At 66.6% G+C, this 20,817-nt stretch carries 19 protein-coding genes; 4 read left to right on the forward strand and 15 right to left on the reverse strand.

Annotated features, from left to right (window positions below; translation table 11 throughout):
• Positions 1-77: 77 nt before the first annotated feature.
• The 3 genes from coaE (at position 78) to DIE16_RS17190 (ending at position 1,780) form a co-directional block, all read left to right on the forward strand.
• Complete coding sequence (coaE, locus tag DIE16_RS17180) at positions 78-686, forward strand: dephospho-CoA kinase (RefSeq protein ID WP_124892869.1); 609 nt, start codon at positions 78-80, stop codon at positions 684-686.
• A 109-nt stretch (positions 687-795) separates the two neighbouring features.
• Positions 796-1,551 carry a cell division protein ZapD gene (gene zapD / locus DIE16_RS17185; protein ID WP_044844223.1) on the forward strand — a complete coding sequence of 252 codons (756 nt, stop codon included), beginning with the start codon at positions 796-798 and terminating at the stop codon, positions 1,549-1,551.
• Between the two features lie 28 nt (positions 1,552-1,579).
• On the forward strand, positions 1,580-1,780 hold the full coding sequence (locus tag DIE16_RS17190; protein ID WP_039317342.1) for a DNA gyrase inhibitor YacG: 201 nt from the start codon (positions 1,580-1,582) through the stop codon (positions 1,778-1,780).
• A gap of 61 nt (positions 1,781-1,841) precedes the next feature.
• Here DIE16_RS17190 and DIE16_RS17195 read toward each other — a convergent pair whose 3' ends face one another.
• The 4 genes from DIE16_RS17195 to secA form a co-directional block, all read right to left on the reverse strand.
• Entirely contained in the window at positions 1,842-2,285 is a 444-nt protein-coding gene (locus tag DIE16_RS17195) for an NUDIX domain-containing protein (RefSeq protein WP_044844224.1), read from the reverse strand.
• The gene (locus DIE16_RS17200) at positions 2,282-3,151 is read right to left on the reverse strand and encodes an ATP-binding protein (RefSeq protein ID WP_044844225.1); all 870 of its coding nucleotides are present in this window, start codon (positions 3,149-3,151) and stop codon (positions 2,282-2,284) included. Before DIE16_RS17200 ends, DIE16_RS17195 begins: the two co-directional genes overlap by 4 nt.
• A gap of 19 nt (positions 3,152-3,170) precedes the next feature.
• Complete coding sequence (gene argJ / locus DIE16_RS17205) at positions 3,171-4,412, reverse strand: bifunctional glutamate N-acetyltransferase/amino-acid acetyltransferase ArgJ (protein ID WP_124488224.1); 1,242 nt, start codon at positions 4,410-4,412, stop codon at positions 3,171-3,173.
• A gap of 143 nt (positions 4,413-4,555) precedes the next feature.
• Complete coding sequence (secA, locus tag DIE16_RS17210) at positions 4,556-7,354, reverse strand: preprotein translocase subunit SecA (RefSeq protein WP_124488223.1); 2,799 nt, start codon at positions 7,352-7,354, stop codon at positions 4,556-4,558.
• Between the two features lie 267 nt (positions 7,355-7,621).
• Here secA and DIE16_RS17215 point away from each other — a divergent pair, with 267 nt between their 5' ends.
• Positions 7,622-8,101 (forward strand): DUF721 domain-containing protein, encoded by a 480-nt coding sequence (locus DIE16_RS17215; RefSeq protein ID WP_124500207.1) that lies wholly within the window; start codon positions 7,622-7,624, stop codon positions 8,099-8,101.
• Positions 8,102-8,188: 87 nt separating this feature from the next.
• On the opposite strand, the gene lpxC is transcribed toward DIE16_RS17215, so the two are convergent.
• From lpxC to mraY, 11 genes are all read right to left on the reverse strand, one after another.
• Positions 8,189-9,106 carry a UDP-3-O-acyl-N-acetylglucosamine deacetylase gene (gene lpxC / locus DIE16_RS17220; protein ID WP_044844229.1) on the reverse strand — a complete coding sequence of 306 codons (918 nt, stop codon included), beginning with the start codon at positions 9,104-9,106 and terminating at the stop codon, positions 8,189-8,191.
• 240 nt (positions 9,107-9,346) lie between these two features.
• Positions 9,347-9,853: a peroxiredoxin gene (locus tag DIE16_RS17225; protein WP_044844230.1), complete on the reverse strand. Its 507-nt coding sequence runs from the start codon at positions 9,851-9,853 to the stop codon at positions 9,347-9,349.
• Positions 9,854-10,042: 189 nt separating this feature from the next.
• Complete coding sequence (ftsZ, locus tag DIE16_RS17230; RefSeq protein ID WP_044844231.1) at positions 10,043-11,236, reverse strand: cell division protein FtsZ; 1,194 nt, start codon at positions 11,234-11,236, stop codon at positions 10,043-10,045.
• A 111-nt stretch (positions 11,237-11,347) separates the two neighbouring features.
• Complete coding sequence (gene ftsA / locus DIE16_RS17240; RefSeq protein ID WP_044844232.1) at positions 11,348-12,580, reverse strand: cell division protein FtsA; 1,233 nt, start codon at positions 12,578-12,580, stop codon at positions 11,348-11,350.
• Positions 12,581-12,606: 26 nt separating this feature from the next.
• Entirely contained in the window at positions 12,607-13,359 is a 753-nt protein-coding gene (locus DIE16_RS17245) for a cell division protein FtsQ/DivIB (protein WP_124520021.1), read from the reverse strand.
• 19 nt (positions 13,360-13,378) lie between these two features.
• A complete protein-coding gene (locus DIE16_RS17250) occupies positions 13,379-14,320 on the reverse strand; it encodes a D-alanine--D-alanine ligase (RefSeq protein WP_040143319.1) in 942 nt (313 codons plus the stop codon).
• A gap of 1 nt (position 14,321) precedes the next feature.
• Entirely contained in the window at positions 14,322-15,719 is a 1,398-nt protein-coding gene (gene murC / locus DIE16_RS17255; RefSeq protein ID WP_044844234.1) for a UDP-N-acetylmuramate--L-alanine ligase, read from the reverse strand.
• Complete coding sequence (gene murG, locus DIE16_RS17260; protein ID WP_044844235.1) at positions 15,716-16,819, reverse strand: undecaprenyldiphospho-muramoylpentapeptide beta-N-acetylglucosaminyltransferase; 1,104 nt, start codon at positions 16,817-16,819, stop codon at positions 15,716-15,718. Before murG ends, murC begins: the two co-directional genes overlap by 4 nt.
• A complete protein-coding gene (gene ftsW, locus DIE16_RS17265) occupies positions 16,816-18,099 on the reverse strand; it encodes a putative lipid II flippase FtsW (protein ID WP_044844236.1) in 1,284 nt (427 codons plus the stop codon). Before ftsW ends, murG begins: the two co-directional genes overlap by 4 nt.
• On the reverse strand, positions 18,096-19,607 hold the full coding sequence (murD, locus tag DIE16_RS17270) for a UDP-N-acetylmuramoyl-L-alanine--D-glutamate ligase (RefSeq protein WP_044844237.1): 1,512 nt from the start codon (positions 19,605-19,607) through the stop codon (positions 18,096-18,098). Before murD ends, ftsW begins: the two co-directional genes overlap by 4 nt.
• A 28-nt stretch (positions 19,608-19,635) precedes the next feature.
• Positions 19,636-20,805 (reverse strand): phospho-N-acetylmuramoyl-pentapeptide-transferase, encoded by a 1,170-nt coding sequence (gene mraY, locus DIE16_RS17275; protein WP_006752439.1) that lies wholly within the window; start codon positions 20,803-20,805, stop codon positions 19,636-19,638.
• Positions 20,806-20,817 lie beyond the last annotated feature (12 nt).

The raw sequence follows: 20,817 nt of genomic DNA on the forward strand, positions 1-20,817 counted from the left end.
CGCTGCCGGCGTCCGCCATGTTCGCTGCGTCGCGGGGAGGCGCTTCGCTTCCGCGCGGCGGCCCGGCGGAGGCTCACATGTTTGCAATAGGACTGACCGGCGGCATCGGCAGCGGCAAGACGACCGTCGCCGACCTGTTCGCCGCACGCGGTGCATCGCTCGTCGACACCGACCTGATCGCGCACCGCATCACCGCACCGGCCGGTCTCGCGATGCCCGCGATCGAACACGCATTCGGACCGGACTTCGTCGCGGCCGACGGCTCGCTCGATCGCGCGAAGATGCGCGCACTCATTTTCAGCGACGACGACGCACGCCGGCGCCTCGAGGCGATCACGCATCCGCTGATCCGCGCCGAAACCGATCGCGAAGCCCGCGCAGCGCCGGGCCCTTACGTGATCTTCGTCGTGCCGCTGCTCGTGGAGTCAGGTAACTGGAAGGCGCGCAGCGATCGTGTGCTCGTGGTCGACTGTCCGGTCGAAACGCAGATCGCACGTGTGATGCGACGCAATGATTTCACGCGCGAACAGGTCGAAGCGATCATCGCGAGACAGGCAACGCGCGAAGCGCGTCTCGCAGCGGCCGACGACGTGATCGTCAACGACGCGACGACACCCGATGCGCTCGCCGCGCAGGTCGATGCACTGCACCAACGCTATCTCGCATTGGCGGCTGCCGCGCACTGATCGCGGCGTGCGATCGTGATGGTGTACGAAATTGGTGCGTTGCTAGGGTAGACAGTGAGCATTAGAATGTCCTGCATTGTTTCAATCCCTACCCTAGAGGCGAGCGCGCTTGATTCTTTACGAGTATCCGTTCAACGAGCGAATTCGCACGCTGTTGCGCCTCGAAGACCTGTTCGAGCGCTTCGCGTTCTTTTTGGCTCAGGAGGACCCGCGTGAGCATCACGTCGCGCTGACGACGCTGTTCGAAATCGCCGAGGTCACGGGCCGCGCGGACCTGAAATCGGATCTGATGAAAGAGCTCGAACGTCAACGCCAGACGCTCGCCCCCTTTCGCGGCAATCCGGGCATCGAACAGAATGCGCTCGAGTCCGTGCTCGGTGAAATCGAGCAGACGCTCGCCAATCTTGCGCAGATGCAGGGCAAGACCGGGCAGCATCTGGTCGACAACGAGTGGCTCGCCAGCATCCGCAGCCGCGCGGTGATTCCCGGCGGCACGTGCAAGTTCGACCTTCCGTCGTACTACGCGTGGCAGCAATGGCCCGCGGAACAGCGGCGCCAGGACATCGCGAAATGGATCCTGCCGCTGCTGCCGCTGCGCGATGCCGCGGCGATCGTGCTGCGGCTCGCTCGCGAATCGGGCCAGGCGTCGAAGGTGATGGCGATGCAGGGCAGCTACCAGCAGATGCTGTCGGGGCGCACCTATCAGCTGATGCAGGTGCGCGTGCCGCCGGAGCTGCGCGTGATTCCCGAAGCGAGCGCCAACAAATACATGTTGTGGGTACGGTTCACCATGCAGGACGGCGACGTGCGGCCGCGCGCGGTGGACATCGACGTGCCGTTCCATCTGACACTGTGCAATCTGTAACGGCCGTGTGCCGGTTCGACGCTTTCGTATGACTACCGTTGTGAAATGTCCTTCGTGCGGCGCAGAAGTGCGCTGGACGCCTGAAAACAAGTTCCGTCCCTTCTGTTCGGCCCGCTGCAAGCAGCTCGACCTCGGTGCATGGGCCGCGGAAAAGTACCGGATCGGCGGGTCCTCCGACGAGGGTCCGTCGTCGGAGGAAGACGGCACCGACGGCCGCCGCGACAGCTGAGCGGCGCACGGCACCGCCCATGGGCGGATACGGCCCGCCTTCCAGGCGAGCCGTCACGGCGTCATTGCGACGCCGCTTCCTTCTCGAGCAGTTCCAGCACCGGCAGCGCCGCCGGCAACAGCGGCGCGACCTCGACCGGCAGTTGCTGCCATACGAACGCCTGCCCTTCCTTGCTGTGCGGCTCACCCGTCCAGCCCGTCACCTTGCAGAAATAAAGCCGCACGTACGCGTGCGGATAATCGTGCTCGAGCGTATGCCAGCGGTGGCTGGCCGTGACTTCGATGCCGAGTTCCTCGTGCAGCTCACGCGCCAGCGCGTCCTCGACGCTCTCCCCGGCCTCCAGCTTGCCGCCCGGGAACTCCCAATAGCCTTCATACGGCTTGCCCTGCAGCCGCTGCGCGAGCAGGTAGCGACCGTCTGGCTGCACCATCACGCCGACCGCGACTTCCGTCACCTTCCGGCCGTCGGGCGCGCGCACGGCGCTCGTTACGGAATCCGTGCTCATGCCTGCTCCTTGCGACCCGACCAGTCGCGCGCGAACTGCCATGCGACACGCCCCGAACGCGAACCGCGCTCGAGCGCCCAGACGAGCGCATCGCCGCGTGCCGTCTCGATCTCGGCGTCCGCGCAACCGAAATGGCGCAGCCAGTGCGCGACGATGTCGAGGTAGTCGTCCTGCTTGAACGGGTAGAAGCTGACCCACAGGCCGAAGCGCTCCGACAGCGAGATCTTTTCCTCGACGACTTCGCCGGGGTGGATCTCGCCGTCCGGCAGATGCTTGTACGACTCGTTGTCGCTCATGTACTCGGGCAGCAGATGGCGGCGATTCGACGTCGCGTAGATCAGCACGTTGTCGGACTGCGCGGCGATCGAGCCGTCGAGCGCGACCTTCAGCGCCTTGTAGCCCGATTCGCCGTCCTCGAACGACAGGTCGTCGCAGAACACGATGAACCGCTCCGGACGCTGCGAGATCACCTCGACGATGTCGCCGAGATCGTGCAGATCGTCCTTGTCGACTTCGATCAGGCGCAGCCCGTCCTTCGCATAGGCGTTCAGGCACGCCTTGATCAGCGACGACTTGCCGGTGCCGCGGGCACCGGTCAACAGCACGTTGTTCGCCGGCTTGCACTGCACGAACTGTCGCGTGTTCTGCTCGATCAGCCCTTTCTGCCGATCGATGTTGTGCAGGTCGTCGAGCGTGATCGTCGACGCTGCCGGCACCGGTTGCAGATAGCCGCGCCCCTGGCGCTTGCGCCAGCGGAACGCGGTGGCGGCGTTCCAGTCGACGGCCGCCGGCGCCGGGGGCAGCATCCCCTCGAGGCGGCCGAGCAGCGCTTCCGCGCGCGTCAGAAACTGTTCGAGCTTGTCCATGTCGTTCGAGCGCTCCCGATCAGGAGCGGTAGTCCGCGTTGATGCTCACGTAATCGTGCGACAGGTCGCACGTCCAGACCGTTGCCTGCGCGTCGCCGCGGCCGAGCAGCACGCGAATCGTGATTTCGCTCTGCTTCATCACGCGCTGGCCGTCCTCTTCCTGATAAGCCGGGTTGCGGCCACCGGCCTTCGCGACGAGCACGTCGTCGAGATAGAGATCGATCTTGCCGACGTCGAGATCCGTGACGCCCGCGTAGCCGATCGCCGCGAGAATCCGGCCCAGGTTGGGGTCGGATGCATAGAAGGCCGTCTTCACCAGCGGCGAATGCCCGATCGCATACGCGATCTGGCGGCACTCGGCGACGCTCTTGCCGCCCTCGACCTGCACCGTCATGAATTTCGTCGCGCCTTCGCCGTCGCGCACGATCAGCTGCGACAGCTGCTGGGCAACCTGCGTCACTGCATCGCGCAGCGCCGCATAAGCCGGCGAGTCGGTCGACGTGATCGCGGGCAGCGTGCTCTTGCCCGACGCGATCAGGATGAACGAGTCGTTCGTCGACGTGTCGCCGTCGATCGTGATGCAGTTGAACGAGCGGTCGGCCACTTCCTTCACGAGCGTGTCGAGTACCGGCTGCGCGACGTTCGCATCGAACGCGAGGAAGCCGAGCATCGTCGCCATGTTCGGCTTGATCATGCCCGCGCCCTTGCTGATGCCCGTCAGCGTGACCGTATGGCCGTCGATCGTCACCTGGCGCGACGTGGCCTTCGGCAGCGTGTCGGTCGTCATGATCGCCTGCGCGGCGTCGTACCAGTTCGCGGCCTTGCGGTTCGCGAGCGCGGCCGGCAGCCCGGCCTTCAGGCGGTCGATCGGCAGCGGCTCGAGGATCACGCCGGTCGAGAACGGCAGCACCTGTGCGGCGTCGAGGCCCGCGAGACGCGCGAGTTCCGCGCAGGTTTCGCGGGTGTTCGCGAGGCCTGGCTCGCCGGTGCCCGCATTCGCGTTGCCCGTGTTCACGACGAGCGCGCGGATGCCCGCGCCGCCCGCGCGCACCTTCGCGAGATGCTCGCGGCACACGATCACGGGCGCGGCGCAGAAGCGGTTCTCGGTGAATACGCCAGCGACCGTCGCCCCTTCGTCGACGGAGATGACCAGCACGTCCTTGCGATTCGGCTTGCGGATGTTCGCTTCCGCCCAGCCGAGCGTGACGCCGGCGACGGGATGGAGTTGGGCGGGATCGATCGACGGAAAATTGACAGCCATGGGGCACACCTGCCGGATGGAAAATGCCGGCACGCGCCGGCATCGATTGGAAGAACCGGCGGCCGCACGCGCGGGCCGCCGCAACTCACGTCACTGACTCGAAGCTGCGAACGAAGCGGCACGCGGATGCGCGCCGCCGCCGATCATGACAGCTTCCCGTGACATTGCTTGTACTTCTTGCCGCTGCCGCACGGGCACGGGTCGTTGCGGCCGACCTTCGGCATCTCGCCGCCGGGGCCGCTGTGGGTCATCGCACTGCCGACCATGTCGGCCGTCGCCGTGGCCGCGGTGGCGGCCGCGACGTTCGCGACCGGCGCGCCGGATTCCGCGTAGTCGGCGTGCTGAAACTCGACGTTTTCGAGATGGCCGCCGCGCTCCTCGATCTGCTCGGCGGCTTCCTCGAGCTGCTCAGGCGACTGGATCTGCACGTTCATCACGATGCGCGTGACTTCCTGCTTGATCGCGTCGAGCATCGCGGCGAACAGCTCGAACGCTTCGCGCTTGTATTCCTGCTTCGGGTTCTTCTGCGCATAGCCGCGCAGGTGGATGCCCTGGCGCAGGTGGTCGAGCGCCGCGAGGTGCTCGCGCCACAGCCGGTCGACCGTCTGCAGCATCACCGAACGCTCGAACGCGCTGAACGATTCGCGGCCGACCAGCGCGACCTTCGCCTCGTACTGCTCGTCGGCGGCGGTCGTCACGGCTTCGAGAATCTCCTCGGCCGTGATCGACGACGACTCGTTCACCATTTCCTGGATCGCGAGGTCGAGCTGCCAGTCGTTGCGCAGCGCTTCCTCGAGCTCGGGCACGTCCCACTGTTCCTCGATGCTGCCTTCCGGCACGAACTGGCGGACGACTTCGGTGATCACGCCGTGACGCATCGCCGAGATCGTCTCGGTGATGTCGTGCGCTTCGAGCAATTCGTTGCGCTGCTGGTAGATCACCTTGCGCTGGTCGTTCGACACGTCGTCGTATTCGAGCAGCTGCTTGCGGATGTCGAAGTTGCGCGCTTCGACCTTGCGCTGCGCCGATTCGATCGAACGCGTGACGATGCCGGCCTCGATCGCCTCGCCTTCCGGCATCTTCAGGCGATCCATGATCGAGCGCACGCGGTCGCCCGCGAAGATGCGCAGCAGCGGATCGTCGAGCGACAGATAGAAGCGCGACGAGCCCGGATCGCCCTGGCGGCCCGCACGGCCGCGCAGCTGGTTGTCGATCCGGCGCGATTCATGGCGCTCGGTGCCGATGATGTGGAGGCCGCCCGCGGCCTTCACCTGCTCGTGCAGCGTTTCCCACTCGTCGTGCAACTGCTTGATGCGGCGCGCCTTTTCGTCGGCCGGGATCGCTTCGTCGGCTTCGATGAATGCGGCCTGCTTCTCGGCGTTGCCGCCGAGCACGATGTCGGTACCGCGACCGGCCATGTTGGTCGCGATCGTGATGCGCTTCGGACGGCCGGCTTCCGCGACGATCGCCGCTTCACGCTCGTGCTGCTTCGCGTTCAGCACCTCGTGCGGCAGCCCGGCCTGCTTCAGCAGGTGCGACAGCAGTTCCGAGTTCTCGATCGAGGTCGTGCCGACCAGCACCGGCTGACCGCGCTCGTAGCACTCGCGAATGTCGCGGATCACCGCGTCGTAGCGCTCCTTGGCCGTCTTGTAGATCTGGTCCTGCTTGTCGATCCGCTTCGGCGGACGGTTGGTCGGGATCACGACCGTCTCGAGGCCGTAGATCTCGTTGAATTCGTACGCTTCGGTGTCCGCCGTGCCCGTCATGCCCGCGAGCTTCGCGTACATCCGGAAGTAGTTCTGGAACGTGATCGAGGCGAGCGTCTGGTTCTCGCTCTGGATCTTCACGTGCTCCTTCGCCTCGACCGCCTGGTGCAGGCCGTCGGACCAGCGGCGGCCCGCCATCAGGCGGCCCGTGAATTCGTCGACGATCACCACTTCGCCGTTCTGCACGACGTAGTGCTGATCCTTGTGGAACAGCGTGTGGGCGCGCAGCGCCGCGTACACGTGGTGCATCAGCGTGATGTTCTGCGGCGCGTACAGGCTCTCGCCCTCGCCGATCAGGCCCCACTCGGCGAGCAGCCGCTCGGCCTTCTCGTGGCCCGACTCCGTCAGGAACACCTGGCGCGACTTCTCGTCGAGCGTGTAGTCGCCCGGCTTCTCGACGCCCGTGCCATCGGCCTTCTCCTCGCCGATCTGGCGCTCGAGCAGCGGCGGCAGCGCGTTCATCCGCACGTACAGCTCGGTGTGGTCTTCCGCCTGGCCCGAGATGATCAGCGGCGTACGCGCCTCGTCGATCAGGATCGAGTCCACTTCGTCGACGACCGCGAAGTTCAGGGCCCGCTGCACGCGCGCGTCGGTCTCGTAGACCATGTTGTCGCGCAGGTAGTCGAAGCCGAACTCGTTGTTCGTGCCGTAGGTGATGTCCGACGCGTAGGCCTGCTGCTTCTGGTCGTGCTCCATGCCGGACAGGTTGATGCCGACCGACAGACCGAGGAAGTTGTAGAGGCGCGCCATCCATTCGGCGTCGCGCTGCGCGAGGTAGTCGTTGACCGTCACCACGTGCACGCCACGGCCGGCCAGCGCATTCAGGTACACGGGCAGCGTCGCGACGAGCGTCTTGCCCTCGCCGGTGCGCATTTCCGCGATCTTGCCGTAGTGGAGCACCATGCCGCCGATCAGCTGCACGTCGAAATGGCGCATCTTCAGCACGCGGCGGCTCGCCTCCCGGCAGACTGCGAACGCCTCGGGCAGCAGCTTGTCGAGCGACTCGCCGCCCGCGATCCGCTGGCGGAACTCATCCGTCTTACCGCGCAACTGGTCGTCCGTCAGCTTCTCGATCTGCGTTTCGAGCGCATTGATCGTCGCGACGGTCTTTTGGTATTGCTTGACGAGCCGCTGGTTGCGGCTGCCAAAAATTTTCTGGAGAAAACCGGTTGTCATCGGATCGGATCCTGCGTCGCAGCACCGGCGCCCGGCGCGTGTTGCGCGCCCCGACGCCCGAGCCTCGGCGGCTTAGCGAATTAGTGGAATCAAACGAGGAATTTTAGCACGCGAGGAAGCATGCGCCGGTGTCCCGGCCCGACCCACGCCGCACGCCGAACCCGTGCAGGCAACCGGGCGCACGGCCCGAAAGCCGCCCGTGCGGGAGCCGGCGCGGGTACAATCGGCGTCAACGCCCGCGCCCGTGCGCGCCCGAAGAATGCCTCGATGAACCGATTTTCCAAGCGTTTCGGCCCGCTCCCCGCATATCGCCCGCAACCCGTGTCCGAAGTGCTCAACCGCACCGACGCGTTCGCGGCGCTGCGCGCCGGCGTCGAACAGGTTGCGTCGCTGCAGCGCGACCTCGCGGCGCTCCTGCCCGACTATCTTGCGAATCATGTCGAACCGGGCTCCATCAAGGACGGCACCCTGACCCTCTTTGCCGCGCACAATGCGCTCGCGGCCCGCCTGCGGCAGGTCGAGCCGCGCCTGCTCGCCGATCTCCAGAAGCGCGGCTGGCCGGTCTCGGCGCTGCGCGTACGCGTGCGGCCGAAGGACGCGCCGGAACCGCCGCACGTGAAGCAGGCGCGCATGACGACCGTCGGCGCCGCCGCGTTGCGCGAGCTCGCCGATCACCTCGAGCCATCGCCGCTGCAGGCCGCGCTCGCGCGGATGGCCGCACGGCACGGCGCGAAGTCGTCGCGCTGAACGCGCGCCGCCGCCCGTGCGGGCCGGCCGCCCAATAAAAAAGCGACCCGAAGGTCGCTTTTTTTATCGCGGGGCGCCGGACGCCGATCAGGCGAAGGCCGTCTGCGCGTCGAACGCGAAGCCCTTCGGCGCAGCCTGCGGGTCGTCGAACGTGACGATCTCGTACGCGTCTTCGTGCGCGAGCAGTTCGCGCAGCAGCGCGTTGTTCAGCCCGTGCCCCGACTTGTACGCGGTGTACGACGCCAGCAGCGGATGGCCGACCACGTACAGGTCGCCGATCGCATCGAGCATCTTGTGCTTCACGAACTCGTCGTCGTAACGCAGCCCGTCGTTGTTCAGGATCCGGTACTCGTCGAGCACGATCGCGTTGTCCATGCTGCCGCCGCGCGCGAGACCCAGCTCGCGCATCATTTCGACTTCATGGGCAAAACCGAACGTGCGCGCACGCGCGATCTCGCGCACGTACGACGTATTCGCGAAATCGACCTCGAGTTCCTGGCCGGTCTTGTCGACGGCCGGGTGACGAAAGTCGATCGTGAACTTCAGCTTGAAGCCGAAATACGGATCGAGACGCGCGAACTTGTCGCCGTCGCGGATTTCGACCGGCTTCTTCACCTTGATGAAGCGCTTCGGCGCGTTCTGCTCCTCGATGCCCGCGGACTGGATCAGGAACACGAAGGACGCGGCGCTGCCGTCCATGATCGGGATTTCCTCGGCCGTCACGTCGACATAGAGGTTGTCGATGCCGAGGCCGGCGCACGCCGACATCAGGTGCTCGACGGTCGACACGCGCGCTCCATCCTTCTGCAGCACCGACGCGAGCCGCGTGTCGCCGATCGACATCGCGGATGCCGGAATGTCGACAGGCGTGGGCAGGTCGACGCGCGAGAATACGATCCCCGTGCCCGGCGCGGCCGGGCGGAGCGTCAGTTCGACCTTGCGGCCCGAGTGGAGACCGATGCCCACGGTCTTCACGATCGATTTGATGGTGCGCTGCTTCAACATGGTGTTCTTCGTCTTGATTGAGAATATCAATCAGGAGTTATATTCGATAGGTGAGATTATAGCGTAATTCCCTATTCGACGCTGTTTGAAACTGCGTATCAATCTGTTTCGACTGGTTACCCGCGCCGATACGGGACGGGCCGATGCCCGGAACGGAGGCGTTTCCGGTCATCGGCCCGTGTTACAACTGCCCTGAGGCCGGTGAGCAGCGTTGCCGGCAGGCAACGGCGCACCGCACGATCAGGACTTCAACGTCGCGAGCACACTCGCCGCATCGCTCACTTCGAACTTGCCCGGCGCTTCGACGGCCAGCGTCTTGACCACACCGTCGTCGACCACCATCGCGTAGCGCAGGGAACGGATTCCCATGCCACGCGCGGACAAATCCTGCGTCAGCCCCAGCGCATGAGTGAAAGCAGCGCTGCCGTCCGCCATCATGCGCACCTTGCCCGCGGTGTGCAGATCACGTCCCCATGCGCCCATCACGAATGCGTCGTTGACGGACACGCACCAGAGCTCGTCGATGCCCGCCGAGCGCAGTTGCTCGGCGTGCTCGACATAGCCCGGCACATGCTGCGCCGAGCAGGTCGGCGTGAAAGCTCCCGGCAATCCGAAGATCACCACCCGCTTTCCCGCAACCTGGTCGCGCACGCTGAAGGCATTCGGCCCCAGCGTGCAGCCTTCGCGCGCGTCGTCGATGAACTCGAACAGTTGCGCGTCGGGCAGCGCGTCGCCCACTTGAATCATGGCTGGTCCCTCATAGCGATACGGTTTTTCAGCGTGTTGCGGACAGCACGGCCCATCCCGCCTCGCTCGAGCGAAGAGGGCACGTTTCCCGGCCCGGCGTCGCATCCGACGCGGCCTGTCGTGGTCCGTGGCATCCGTCACGCCGGCGTTACCGCGGCAAACTTGCCGCGGCTTCGCCTGTGTGCGTCGTCAGTCAGCCTGCTTGCGCAGGAAAGCCGGGATGTCGTACGTGTCGACACCCTTCTCCTGCAGCGCCTGCACGTGCGATGCCGCGGTTTCGCGCGAGTTGCGCCACACCGCCGGCGTATCGAGCGCGCCGTAGTCGGCCGTGCTGACGTGCTGCGGCTGCGCATAGCCGTGCGAGACGTTGACCGGCTGGTTGTCGGTGCCGGTGCGCAGCAGCGTCATCGGAGCCGATTGCTGCTTCTTCGCCGCACGGCCCAGCCCCGTCGCCACGACCGTCACGCGCAGCGCATCGCCCATCGCGTCGTCGTACACCGCACCGAAGATCACCGTGGCATCTTCCGCCGCGTAGCTCTTGATCGTGTTCATCACTTCGCGCGTTTCCGACAGGCGCAGCGAACGGCTCGACGTGATGTTGACCAGCACGCCGCGCGCGCCCGACAGATCGACGCCTTCGAGCAGCGGGCTCGCCACGGCCTGTTCCGCCGCAAGGCGTGCGCGATCGACGCCGGCGACCGTCGCCGTGCCCATCATCGCCTTGCCCTGCTCGCCCATCACCGTCTTCACGTCTTCGAAGTCGACGTTCACGAGGCCATCGACATTGATGATTTCGGCAATGCCCGCAACCGCGTTGTTCAACACGTCGTCCGCGCACTGGAAGCACTTGTCCATCTCGGCGTCATCGCCCATCACGTCGAACAGCTTGTCGTTCAGGACGACGATCAGCGAGTCGACGTGATCCTCCAGTTGCTGCGAGCCTGCTTCCGCGACGCGCATGCGCTTGCCGCCTTCGAATTCGAACGGCTTGCTGACGACACCAACCGTCAGGATGCCCATCTCCTTCGCGATCTGCGCGACCACCGGCGCCGCGCCCGTGCCCGTGCCGCCACCCATGCCGGCCGTGATGAACACCATGTGCGCGCCACGCAGTGCGTCGGCGATGCGCTCGCGCGCCTCTTCCGCCGCCGCCTTGCCCATTTCCGGCTTCGCGCCGGCGCCGAGGCCCGTGTTGCCGAGCTGGATCACGGACGGTGCGCGCGCACGCGACAGCGCCTGCGCGTCGGTGTTCATCACGATGAAGTCGACGCCCTGCACGCCACGGTTGATCATGTGCTGAACGGCATTGCCGCCAGCGCCGCCAACGCCGACCACCTTGATGATGGTGCCGTTGGTTTCGGTTTCCAGCATTTCGAATTCCATTGTTGCCTCCGTCAAGAAAATAGAACTACTCGGCCGTTATTCGGCAGGAGATCGGGCAACCCCCTGTCGCGCGCCAGCCGCCGGCACCGGCGCGAATTTCGATTCGGTATGTCAAAAGTTGCTCAGGAACCATTCCTTCATCCGCGAGAAGATCTGCCCCGCGTTGCCGGACTGCACGGCGACCTTGCGGCCGCGCATGCGCTGTGCACTGCCTTCGACCAGCAGGCCCATCGCCGTCGAGTAGCGCGGGTTGCGCACCACGTCGGCGAGGCCGCCTGCGTATTCCGGCGCGCCGATGCGCACCGGCTTCAGGAAAATGTCTTCGCCGAGCTCGACCATGCCCGGCATCATCGAAGCCCCGCCGGTAATGACCACGCCGGAGCTCAGCAGTTCTTCGTAACCCGACTCGCGCACGACCTGCTGCACGAGCGAGAACAGTTCCTCGACGCGCGGCTCGATCACGGCGGCAAGCGCCTGGCGCGACAGCGTGCGCGGACCGCGTTCGCCGAGGCCCGGCACTTCGACCATCTCGTCCGGATCGGCGAGCGCCTGCTTCGCGATCCCGTAGCCGACCTTGATGTCTTCCGCGTCCGGCGTCGGCGTGCGCAGCGCCATCGCGATGTCGCTCGTGATCTGGTCGCCGGCGATCGGAATCACCGCGGTGTGGCGGATCGCGCCTTCGGCGAAGATCGCGATGTCGGTCGTGCCGCCGCCGACGTCGACCAGCACCACGCCGAGATCCTTCTCGTCTTCAGTCAGCACGGCCAGCGACGACGCGAGCGGCTGCAGGATCAGGTCGTTCACTTCCAGCCCGCAGCGGCGCACGCACTTGACGATGTTCTGCGCGGCGCTGACCGCACCGGTCACGATGTGCACCTTCACCTCGAGGCGGATCCCGCTCATGCCGATCGGCTCGCGCACGTCTTCCTGGCCGTCGATGATGAATTCCTGCGTGAGGATGTGCAGCACCTGCTGGTCGGTCGGGATGTTGATCGCCTTCGCGGTCTCGATCACGCGCGCGACGTCGGTCTGCGTGACCTCCTTGTCCTTGATCGCGACCATCCCGCTCGAGTTGAAGCTGCGGATGTGGCTGCCGGCGATCCCCGTGAACACGTTGGTGATCTTGCAGTCGGCCATCAGCTCGGCTTCCTCGAGCGCGCGCTGGATCGACTGCACGGTGGCCTCGATGTTGACCACCACGCCCTTCTTCAGACCTTTCGACTCGCTCTGGCCGAGGCCGATCACCTCGTAATGGCCTTCGCCCTTCAGCTCGGCGACGATGGCCACCACCTTCGACGTGCCGATGTCGAGGGAAACCAGCAGATCCTTGTAGTCTTTGCTCATAAAGTGCTCTTGCGTGTGATCTCTCGTTACTTCTTGCGCTTGTCGGTATCGGTCAGGAACCGCATGCCTGCCGCACGAATCGCGAATCCGTTCGGATAACGCAGGTCCGCGTACTCGATGTCGTTGCCCCAACGCTCCGTGACGGCCGGCCACGCGGCGACGAGGCGCTGGCTCCGGTCATGCAGCGACTCGCTGTTGCGTTCCTTGCCCAGCTCGACCTGCATGCCGTTCGACAGCTTCACCGTCCACGCGTAGCGCGCCGACAGCGTCACTTCTTCCGGCGCCGCCTTCAGCGGCGCAAACCAGTTCGCGAAGTCGTGATACCGCGTGACGACTTCCTTCGCACTGCCCTCCGGGCCGTCGAACGCGGGCAATTCCTGATCCAGTTCGCCCTGGTTCGCGGTGAACAGCTCGCCGTCGACGCTCACGAGCTGCGCACTGCCCCAGGTCCCGAGCGGTTTGTACTCCTCGAGCGTGACAGCCAGCGCATTCGGCCACACCCGGCGCACGCTCGCGTGGCGCACCCACGGCATCTGCTCGAACGCGGCCCGCGCCGCGTCGAGATCGACCGTGAAGAAATTGCCCTTCAGCCGGCCGACCACGCCCGCACGCACCGTCGGCGAGTTGATGTGCTCGGTGTCGCCATCGATCCGGATTTCGCGCAGCGCGAACGTCGGACGCTGGATCAGCCAGTAGCAGCCGGCCGCCGCCAACACGAGCAGCAACAGCGCGTACAGCGCGCTGGCGGCAAGGTTGAGTTGGCGAACGTTGTTCCACATACGTCGTTCCGTTCCTGCGTCAGTCGTTGAGCGTAAGCGACAGCACCTTCACGACCAGCTCCGAATAGCTGATGCCGATCGAGCGCGCGGCCTTCGGCGGCAGCGAGTGGTCGGTCATCCCGGGGGCCGTGTTCACTTCCAGGAAATACGCGTTGCCGGCGGCGTCGAGCATGAAGTCCGCCCGGCCCCAGTCGGTGCAACCGAGCACGTCGAACGCGCGGCGCGCGATGCGCTTCAGTTCCGCTTCCTGTTCGGCGGGCAGCCCGCACGGAATCAGGTATTGCGTGTCGTCGGCGACATACTTCGCGTGGTAGTCGTAGAACTCGCCGGCCGGCACGATCTTGATCAGCGGCAGGTCGAGATCGCCGGCGATGCACGCGGTGTATTCGCCGCCGCCTTCGATGCTCTTCTCGACGATCACGATCTTGTCGTGCGTCGCCGCTTCCGACAGTGCGGCGGGCAACGCGTCGGCCGTCTTCACCTTCAGCACCGCGACGCTCGAGCCTTCGCTCGCCGGCTTCACGAACAGCGGCAGGCCGAGCTTCGCGACGATGTCCGTCGCGCGCGCCGCGTAGTCGTCGCCGCGCATCACCGTCTCGAACGGCGGCGTCGGCACGCCCGTCTGCTGCCACACGAGCTTCGTGCGGAACTTGTCGAGGCCGAGCGCCGAGCCGAGCACGCCGCTGCCCGTGTAGCGGATCCCGTAGAAATCGAGTGCGCCCTGGATCTGGCCGTTCTCGCCGTAGCCGCCGTGCAGCGCGTTGAACGCGCGCACGAAGCCTTCGTCCTTCAGCGCCGACAGCGGCCGCTCGGCCGGGTCGAACGGATGCGCGTCGACGCCCGCGTCGCGCAGGCCCTGCAGCACGAGGCGGCCCGAGGTGAGCGACACCTCGCGCTCGGCGGATTCGCCGCCGAACAACACCGCCACCTTGCCGAAACGTTTCGGATCGATCCCGCTCATGTCATGCCTTCTGTTGAGTGTGTTGCACGAGCTTCGCCGGCACGCCGCCGATCGAACCCGCGCCCATCGTGATCACCACGTCGCCGTTCTGCGCGACCTTCGCCAATGCATCCGGCACGTCGTCGACCGTCGCGACGAACACCGGGTCAACCTTCCCCACCGCGCGCAGCGCACGCGACAGCGCGTCGCCGTTGGCCGTCGCGATCGCCGCTTCGCCCGCGGCATAGACTTCCGTCAGCACCAGCGCGTCGACCGTCGACAGTACGTTGACGAAATCGTCGAAGCAGTCGCGCGTGCGCGTGTAGCGGTGCGGCTGGAACGCCAGCACGAGGCGGCGGCCCGGGAACGCGCCGCGCGCGGCCGCGATCGTCGCGGCCATCTCGACCGGGTGGTGGCCGTAATCGTCGATCAGCGTGTACTGGCCGCCGTCCGCGCTCGGCACCTCGCCGTAGCGCTGGAAGCGCCGGCCGACGCCGTTGAATTCCGCGAGCGCCAGCTGGATCGCGTCGTCCGCCACGCCGAGATCGGTCGCGATCGCGATCGCCGCGAGCGCGTTCTGCACGTTGTGCAGGCCCGGCAGGTTCAGCACCACCGCGAGCGGCGCACGGCCTTCGCGGATCACCGTGAAGTGCATGCGGCCGTCGCGCGCGTCGATGTCTTCCGCGCGCACCTGCGCGTCCGGCGACAGCCCGTAGCGCACGACCGGCTTCGAGATGAACGGGATGATCTGCCGCACGTTCGGATCGTCGACGCACACCACCGCGCTGCCGTAGAACGGCAGGCGCTGCGTGAACTCGATGAACGCCTGCTTGAGCCGCGCGAAATCGTGGCCGTAAGTGTCCATGTGATCGGCGTCGATGTTCGTGATGACTTCGATCACCGGATACAGGTTCAGGAACGACGCGTCCGACTCGTCGGCCTCGGCGACGATGAAGTCGCCCGTGCCGAGCCGCGCGTTCGCGCCGGCGCTGATCAGCCGGCCGCCGATCACGAAGGTCGGGTCGAGGCCGCCTGCCGCGAGCACGCTCGCGACGAGGCTCGTCGTCGTGGTCTTGCCGTGCGTGCCGGCGATCGCGATGCCCTGCTTCAGGCGCATCAGTTCCGCGAGCATCACCGCGCGCTGCACGATCGGCACGCGCTGGCTACGCGCGGCCAGCACCTCGGGGTTGTCCGAGCGCACGGCCGTCGATACGACGACCGCGTTCGCGCCCTCGATGTTCGCCGCGTCGTGGCCGATCGCGATCCGCGCGCCGAGCGCCTCGAGACGGTCGGTCACCGCGTTGCGCGACAGGTCGGAGCCGCTGACCTCGTAGCCGAGGTTGACGAGCACTTCGGCGATGCCGCTCATGCCCGCGCCGCCGATCCCGACGAAATGAATGTGTTTGACGATGTGTTTCATTGCAGTTTTTCCAGGTTCGCGCCGGCCGCCTTCGCGCAGACACGCGCGACTTCGTCGGTGGCCTCGGGCTTCGCCAGCGAGCGCGAACGCTCCGCCATGTCCGCGAGCGACGCCCGCGACTGGCCGCGCAGCCAGTCGGCGAGCAGTTCCGCCGACAGGTCGCGTTGTTGCACCAGCACGGCCGCGCCCGCATCGGCGAGGAACGCGGCGTTGGTCGTCTGGTGGTCGTCGACCGCGTACGGGAACGGCACGAACAGCGCCGCCACGCCCACCGCCGCGATCTCCGACACCGTCATCGCGCCGGAACGGCAGATCACCAGATCCGCCGCCGCGTACGCGCTCGCCATGTCGTCGATGAACGGCACGAGCCGCACGTCTTCGCCGGCCGCGAAACCGGCCGCTTCGTAATTCGCCTTCAGCGCGTCGATGTGCTTCGCGCCGGCCTGGTGCACGACGCGCGGACGCTCGTCCGGCGTCAGCAGCGCCAGCGCGCGCGGCACGACTTCGTTCAGCGCGGCCGCACCGAGGCTGCCGCCGACGACCAGCACGTTCAGCGGGCCGCTGCGCGACGCATAGCGTGCTTTGGGCGGTTCCGTGTGCGCAAGTTCCGCACGAATCGGGTTGCCCGTCCATTCCGCGTGCGGCAGCGCGCCGGGAAACGCGACGAGCACGCGTTTGGCCAGTTTCGCGAGCACCTTGTTGGTCAGGCCCGCGATCGAATTCTGTTCGTGCAGCACGAGCGGACGACCCGACAGCGCGGCCATCACGCCCGCCGGGAACGTGATGTAGCCACCCATCCCGAGCACGACGTCCGGCCGCACGCGGCGCAGCGCGCCGAGGCTCTGCCAGCATGCGCGCAGCAGGTTGAACGGCAGCGTCAGCTTGGTCTTCAGGCCCTTGCCGCGCAGTCCGCCGAAGCGCACGTATTCCATCGGAATGCCGTGCTTCGGCACGAGCGTCGCTTCCATCCCGGCCGGATTGCCGAGCCACACGACGCGCCAGCCCGCCGCTTCCATCCGGTGCGCGACCGCGAGCCCCGGGAACACGTGGCCCCCGGTGCCGCCTGCCATCACCATCAGCGTGCGTCGCGACGCGGTCATACCTTCCCTCCCCGCATCAGGACGCGATTTTCATAATCGACCCGCAGCAGCACCGCGAGCGCGACACAGTTCAGCAGGATGCCCGAACCGCCATAGCTCACGAGCGGCAGCGTCAGGCCCTTGGTCGGCAGCAGGCCGAGGTTCACGCCCATGTTGATGAACGTCTGCGCGCCGAACCAGATACCGATGCCCTTCGCCGTCAGGCCCGCGAACGTGCGATCGAGCGCGAGCGCCTGGCGGCCGATCTCGAACGCGCGGCGCACGATCCAGTAGAACAGCAGGATCACGACCATCACGCCGACGAAGCCGAGTTCCTCGCCGATCACCGCGAGGATGAAGTCGGTATGCGCTTCGGGCAGGTAGTTCAGCTTCTCGACGCTGCCGCCGAGGCCGACGCCGAACCACTCGCCGCGGCCGAACGCGATCAGCGAATGCGTGAGCTGGTACGCCTTGCCCTGCGCATACCGTTCGTCCCACGGATCGAGATACGCGAAGATCCGCTCGCGGCGCCACGGCGACAGCCATACGAGCATCGTGAAGGTGCCGACCGCCGTCGCGACCAGGCCGCCGAACAGCTTGCCGTTCACGCCGCCGAGGAACAGCACGCCCATCGCGATCGCGGCGACCACCATGAACGCGCCCATGTCCGGCTCGAGCAGCAGCAGCGCGCCGACGAGACCGACCGCGAACGCCATCGGCAGAAAGCCTTTCGCGAAGCTCTGCATGTACTCCTGCTTGCGCACCGTGTAGTTCGCCGCGTAGATCGTCACCGCGAGCTTCATGATTTCCGACGGCTGCATGTTCGTGATGCCGAGCGGAATCCAGCGGCGCGCGCCGTTCACGCCCTTGCCGACGTGCGGGATCAGCACGATCACAAGGCCGACCAGCGCGATCAGGAAGAGATGCGGCGCGTATTTGTCCCAAGTCGACACCGGCACGCGGAACGCGATCACCGCCGCGATGAACGCAACGACGAGCGACACGCAGTGGCGCATCAGGAACGCGTAATCGTGATACGACGCGTATTTCGGCGAATCGGGCATCGCGATCGACGCCGAATACACCATCACGACGCCGAGCCCGAGCAGCGCGATCGCGACCCACAGCAGCGAGTAGTCGAAGTCGAGCATCCGCGAGCGGCTCGGCCGCACGCCGTTGACGACGCTCGCGAGGCCGCCGGTCGCAGCGCGCGTGGCGGACGCGACGCGGCCGCCGGCGGCATTGCCGCCGGTGTCGCGCCGGTCGTTGAAACGGGAGACGAGGCGATCGGACCAGCTCATGGCGTCGCTCCTTTGTCGATGGCGACTTCATCCACCGCCGCGCGGAACACCTCCGCGCGATGGGCGTAGTTCCTGAACATGTCGAGGCTCGCGCACGCGGGCGACAGCAGCACCGCATCGCCCGGCTCGGCGAGCTCGGCGGCGGCACGCACCGCGCCTTCGAGCGTCGCGTGGTCCGCGAGCGGCACGCCGGTTTCGGCGAGCGTGTCGCGAATCGCCGGCGCGTCGCGGCCGATCAGCATCACCGCACGACACCAGCGCGCGACCGGCGCGACCAGCGGCGCGAAATCCTGCCCCTTGCCGTCGCCGCCGGCGATCAGCACGATCTTCTGCGCGAGCCCGTCGAGCGCGGCCACCGTCGCGCCGACGTTCGTTCCCTTGCTGTCATCGACGTAGTCCACGTCGTCGATCGTCGCGATCACTTCGACGCGATGCGCCTCGCCGCGGTATTCGCGCAGCGCGTGCAGCAGCGGCGCTGCGGCCAAGTCGATCGCACGCGCGAGCGCGAACGCGGCCAGCGCGTTCGCCGCGTTGTGCAGCCCGCGGATGCGCAGCGCGTCGACCGGCATCAGGCGCTTCTGCGCGATGTCCGGCGTATGCGCGCCGTCGCGCTTGCGCCGGCGGGTCGTCGTCGTTTCGTCCGGCGCGTCGCGGTCGACCGCTTCGACCAGCCACGCGATACCGTTATCGCGCGACAGCCCGTAGTCGCCGTCCTGCACCGGTTCGTTCAGCCCGAACGTGACCGTGCGCGCCGCATCGGCCGCGCCGGCGGCCGGCGCGAACTTCATCACGGCCGCATCGTCGCGGTTGAGCACGCGCGTCGTCGTCGCGCCGAAGATCCGGCCCTTCGCGGCCGCATACGCGTCGAAGCTGCCGTGCCAGTCGAGGTGATCCTGCGTGATGTTGAGAATCGCGGCCGCGTCGGGTGCGAACGTGCGCGCCGTCTCGAGCTGGAAGCTCGACAGTTCGAGCACCCAGACGTCGGGCAGCGCCGTCTCGTCGATCGCGCCCGCGAGCCGGTCGAGCATCGCCGGGCTGATGTTGCCGGCGACGGCGACCTTCTTGCCCGAACGCCGGCACAGCAGGCCCGTCAGGCTCGTCGTCGTGGTCTTGCCGTTGGTGCCGGTGATCGCGAGCACCTTCGGCTGGTAGCCGCTCGTGCCGAGCGCGCGCAGCGCCTGCGCGAAGAATTCCAGTTCGCCCCAGACCGCGATCGCGCGCTCGTTCGCGGCCGCGATCAGCGCCGCCAGCGCAGGTTCGAGCGGCGACAGGCCGGGGCTCAGCCCGACGATCTCGACGCCGCCGTCGAGCAGCGCGGGCGTGAACGGCCCGCCGACGAACTCCGCATCGATGCCTTCGGCCTGCAGCGCGGCAAGGTTCGGCGGCGCCTCGCGGGTATCGGCAATACGCAGCCGGCACCCGTGCCTCGCGCACCACCGCGCGATCGCGAGGCCCGATTCACCGAGCCCCAGTACGAGCACCATCGGCCGCTGCCGATCTCCAAACATCTCGCCAGACATCCTTGTTACCTTTCCTTTACCGCAGCTTGAGGGTGGACAGACCGAACAGGCACAGCATCAGCGTGATGATCCAGAAACGCACCACCACCTGCGTTTCCTTCCAGCCGGACAATTCGAAATGGTGATGCAGCGGCGCCATCTTCAGCAGGCGCCGCCCTTCGCCGTAACGCTTCTTCGTGTACTTGAACCACGACACCTGCAGCATCACCGACAGCGTTTCCGCGACGAAGATGCCGCCCATGATGAACAGCACGATTTCCTGGCGCACGATCACCGCGACCGTGCCGAGCGCGCCACCGAGCGCCAGCGCGCCGACGTCGCCCATGAACACCTGCGCGGGGTGCGTGTTGTACCAGAGGAACGCGAGCCCTGCCCCGCCCATCGCGGAACAGAAGATCAGCAGTTCGCCGGCGCCCGGGATGTGCGGGAACAGCAGGTATTTCGAATAGACCGAGCTGCCCATCACGTACGCGAACACGCCGAGCGACCCGCCGACCAGCACGACCGGCATGATCACGAGCCCGTCGAGGCCGTCGGTCAGGTTCACCGCGTTGCTCGCGCCGACGATCACGAAATACGTCAGCACGATGAAGCCCCAGACGCCCAGCGGATAGCTGATCGACTTCAGGAACGGCAGCATCAGATCGGCCCGCGCCGGCAGCCCCATCGACAGGCCGCTCCTCACCCACGCCATGAACAGGTCGAACACGCGCACGTTGTTCGCCTCGGACACGCTGAATGCGAGGTAGACCGCCGCGAACAGCCCGATCACCGACTGCCAGAAATACTTTTCGCGCGACGACATCCCGCGCGGGTCCTTGTAGACGACCTTGCGGTAATCGTCGACCCAGCCAATCACGCCGAAGCCGAACGTGACGAGCATCACGATCCAGATGAAACGGTTCGTCAGGTCGCCCCACAGCAGCGTCGCGACCGCGATGCCGATCAGGATCAGCACGCCGCCCATCGTCGGCGTGCCGGACTTGACGAGATGGCTTTGCGGGCCGTCCTTGCGCACGGCCTGCCCGACCTTCATTTGCGTCAGCTTGCGGATCACCCACGGTCCGCACACGAGCCCGATACCGAGCGCGGTGATGGTAGCCATCACCGCACGGAACGTCAGGTACGTGAACAAGCGCAAAAAGCTTGCGTCTCCCTGCAGCCATTGCGCCAGCGCCAGCAGCATGCTTCCTTCCTT

It is taken from the genome of Burkholderia sp. Bp9090, from assembly GCF_003857985.1.
GTDB lineage: Bacteria > Pseudomonadota > Gammaproteobacteria > Burkholderiales > Burkholderiaceae > Burkholderia.

Coding starts and splice junctions, on each gene's coding strand:
- DIE16_RS17250 (WP_040143319.1), bottom strand. CDS start 14,320: ATGAGCGGGATCGATCCGAAACGTTTCGGCAAGGTGGCGGTGTTGTTC.
- DIE16_RS17200 (WP_044844225.1), bottom strand. CDS start 3,151: ATGGACAAGCTCGAACAGTTTCTGACGCGCGCGGAAGCGCTGCTCGGC.
- murC (WP_044844234.1), bottom strand. CDS start 15,719: ATGAAACACATCGTCAAACACATTCATTTCGTCGGGATCGGCGGCGCG.
- secA (WP_124488223.1), bottom strand. CDS start 7,354: ATGACAACCGGTTTTCTCCAGAAAATTTTTGGCAGCCGCAACCAGCGG.
- murG (WP_044844235.1), bottom strand. CDS start 16,819: ATGACCGCGTCGCGACGCACGCTGATGGTGATGGCAGGCGGCACCGGG.
- DIE16_RS17245 (WP_124520021.1), bottom strand. CDS start 13,359: ATGTGGAACAACGTTCGCCAACTCAACCTTGCCGCCAGCGCGCTGTAC.
- DIE16_RS17225 (WP_044844230.1), bottom strand. CDS start 9,853: ATGATTCAAGTGGGCGACGCGCTGCCCGACGCGCAACTGTTCGAGTTC.
- DIE16_RS17215 (WP_124500207.1), top strand. CDS start 7,622: ATGAACCGATTTTCCAAGCGTTTCGGCCCGCTCCCCGCATATCGCCCG.
- coaE (WP_124892869.1), top strand. CDS start 78: ATGTTTGCAATAGGACTGACCGGCGGCATCGGCAGCGGCAAGACGACC.
- ftsZ (WP_044844231.1), bottom strand. CDS start 11,236: ATGGAATTCGAAATGCTGGAAACCGAAACCAACGGCACCATCATCAAG.
- ftsA (WP_044844232.1), bottom strand. CDS start 12,580: ATGAGCAAAGACTACAAGGATCTGCTGGTTTCCCTCGACATCGGCACG.
- mraY (WP_006752439.1), bottom strand. CDS start 20,805: ATGCTGCTGGCGCTGGCGCAATGGCTGCAGGGAGACGCAAGCTTTTTG.
- lpxC (WP_044844229.1), bottom strand. CDS start 9,106: ATGTTGAAGCAGCGCACCATCAAATCGATCGTGAAGACCGTGGGCATC.
- ftsW (WP_044844236.1), bottom strand. CDS start 18,099: ATGAGCTGGTCCGATCGCCTCGTCTCCCGTTTCAACGACCGGCGCGAC.
- DIE16_RS17195 (WP_044844224.1), bottom strand. CDS start 2,285: ATGAGCACGGATTCCGTAACGAGCGCCGTGCGCGCGCCCGACGGCCGG.
- murD (WP_044844237.1), bottom strand. CDS start 19,607: ATGTTTGGAGATCGGCAGCGGCCGATGGTGCTCGTACTGGGGCTCGGT.
- argJ (WP_124488224.1), bottom strand. CDS start 4,412: ATGGCTGTCAATTTTCCGTCGATCGATCCCGCCCAACTCCATCCCGTC.
- DIE16_RS17190 (WP_039317342.1), top strand. CDS start 1,580: ATGACTACCGTTGTGAAATGTCCTTCGTGCGGCGCAGAAGTGCGCTGG.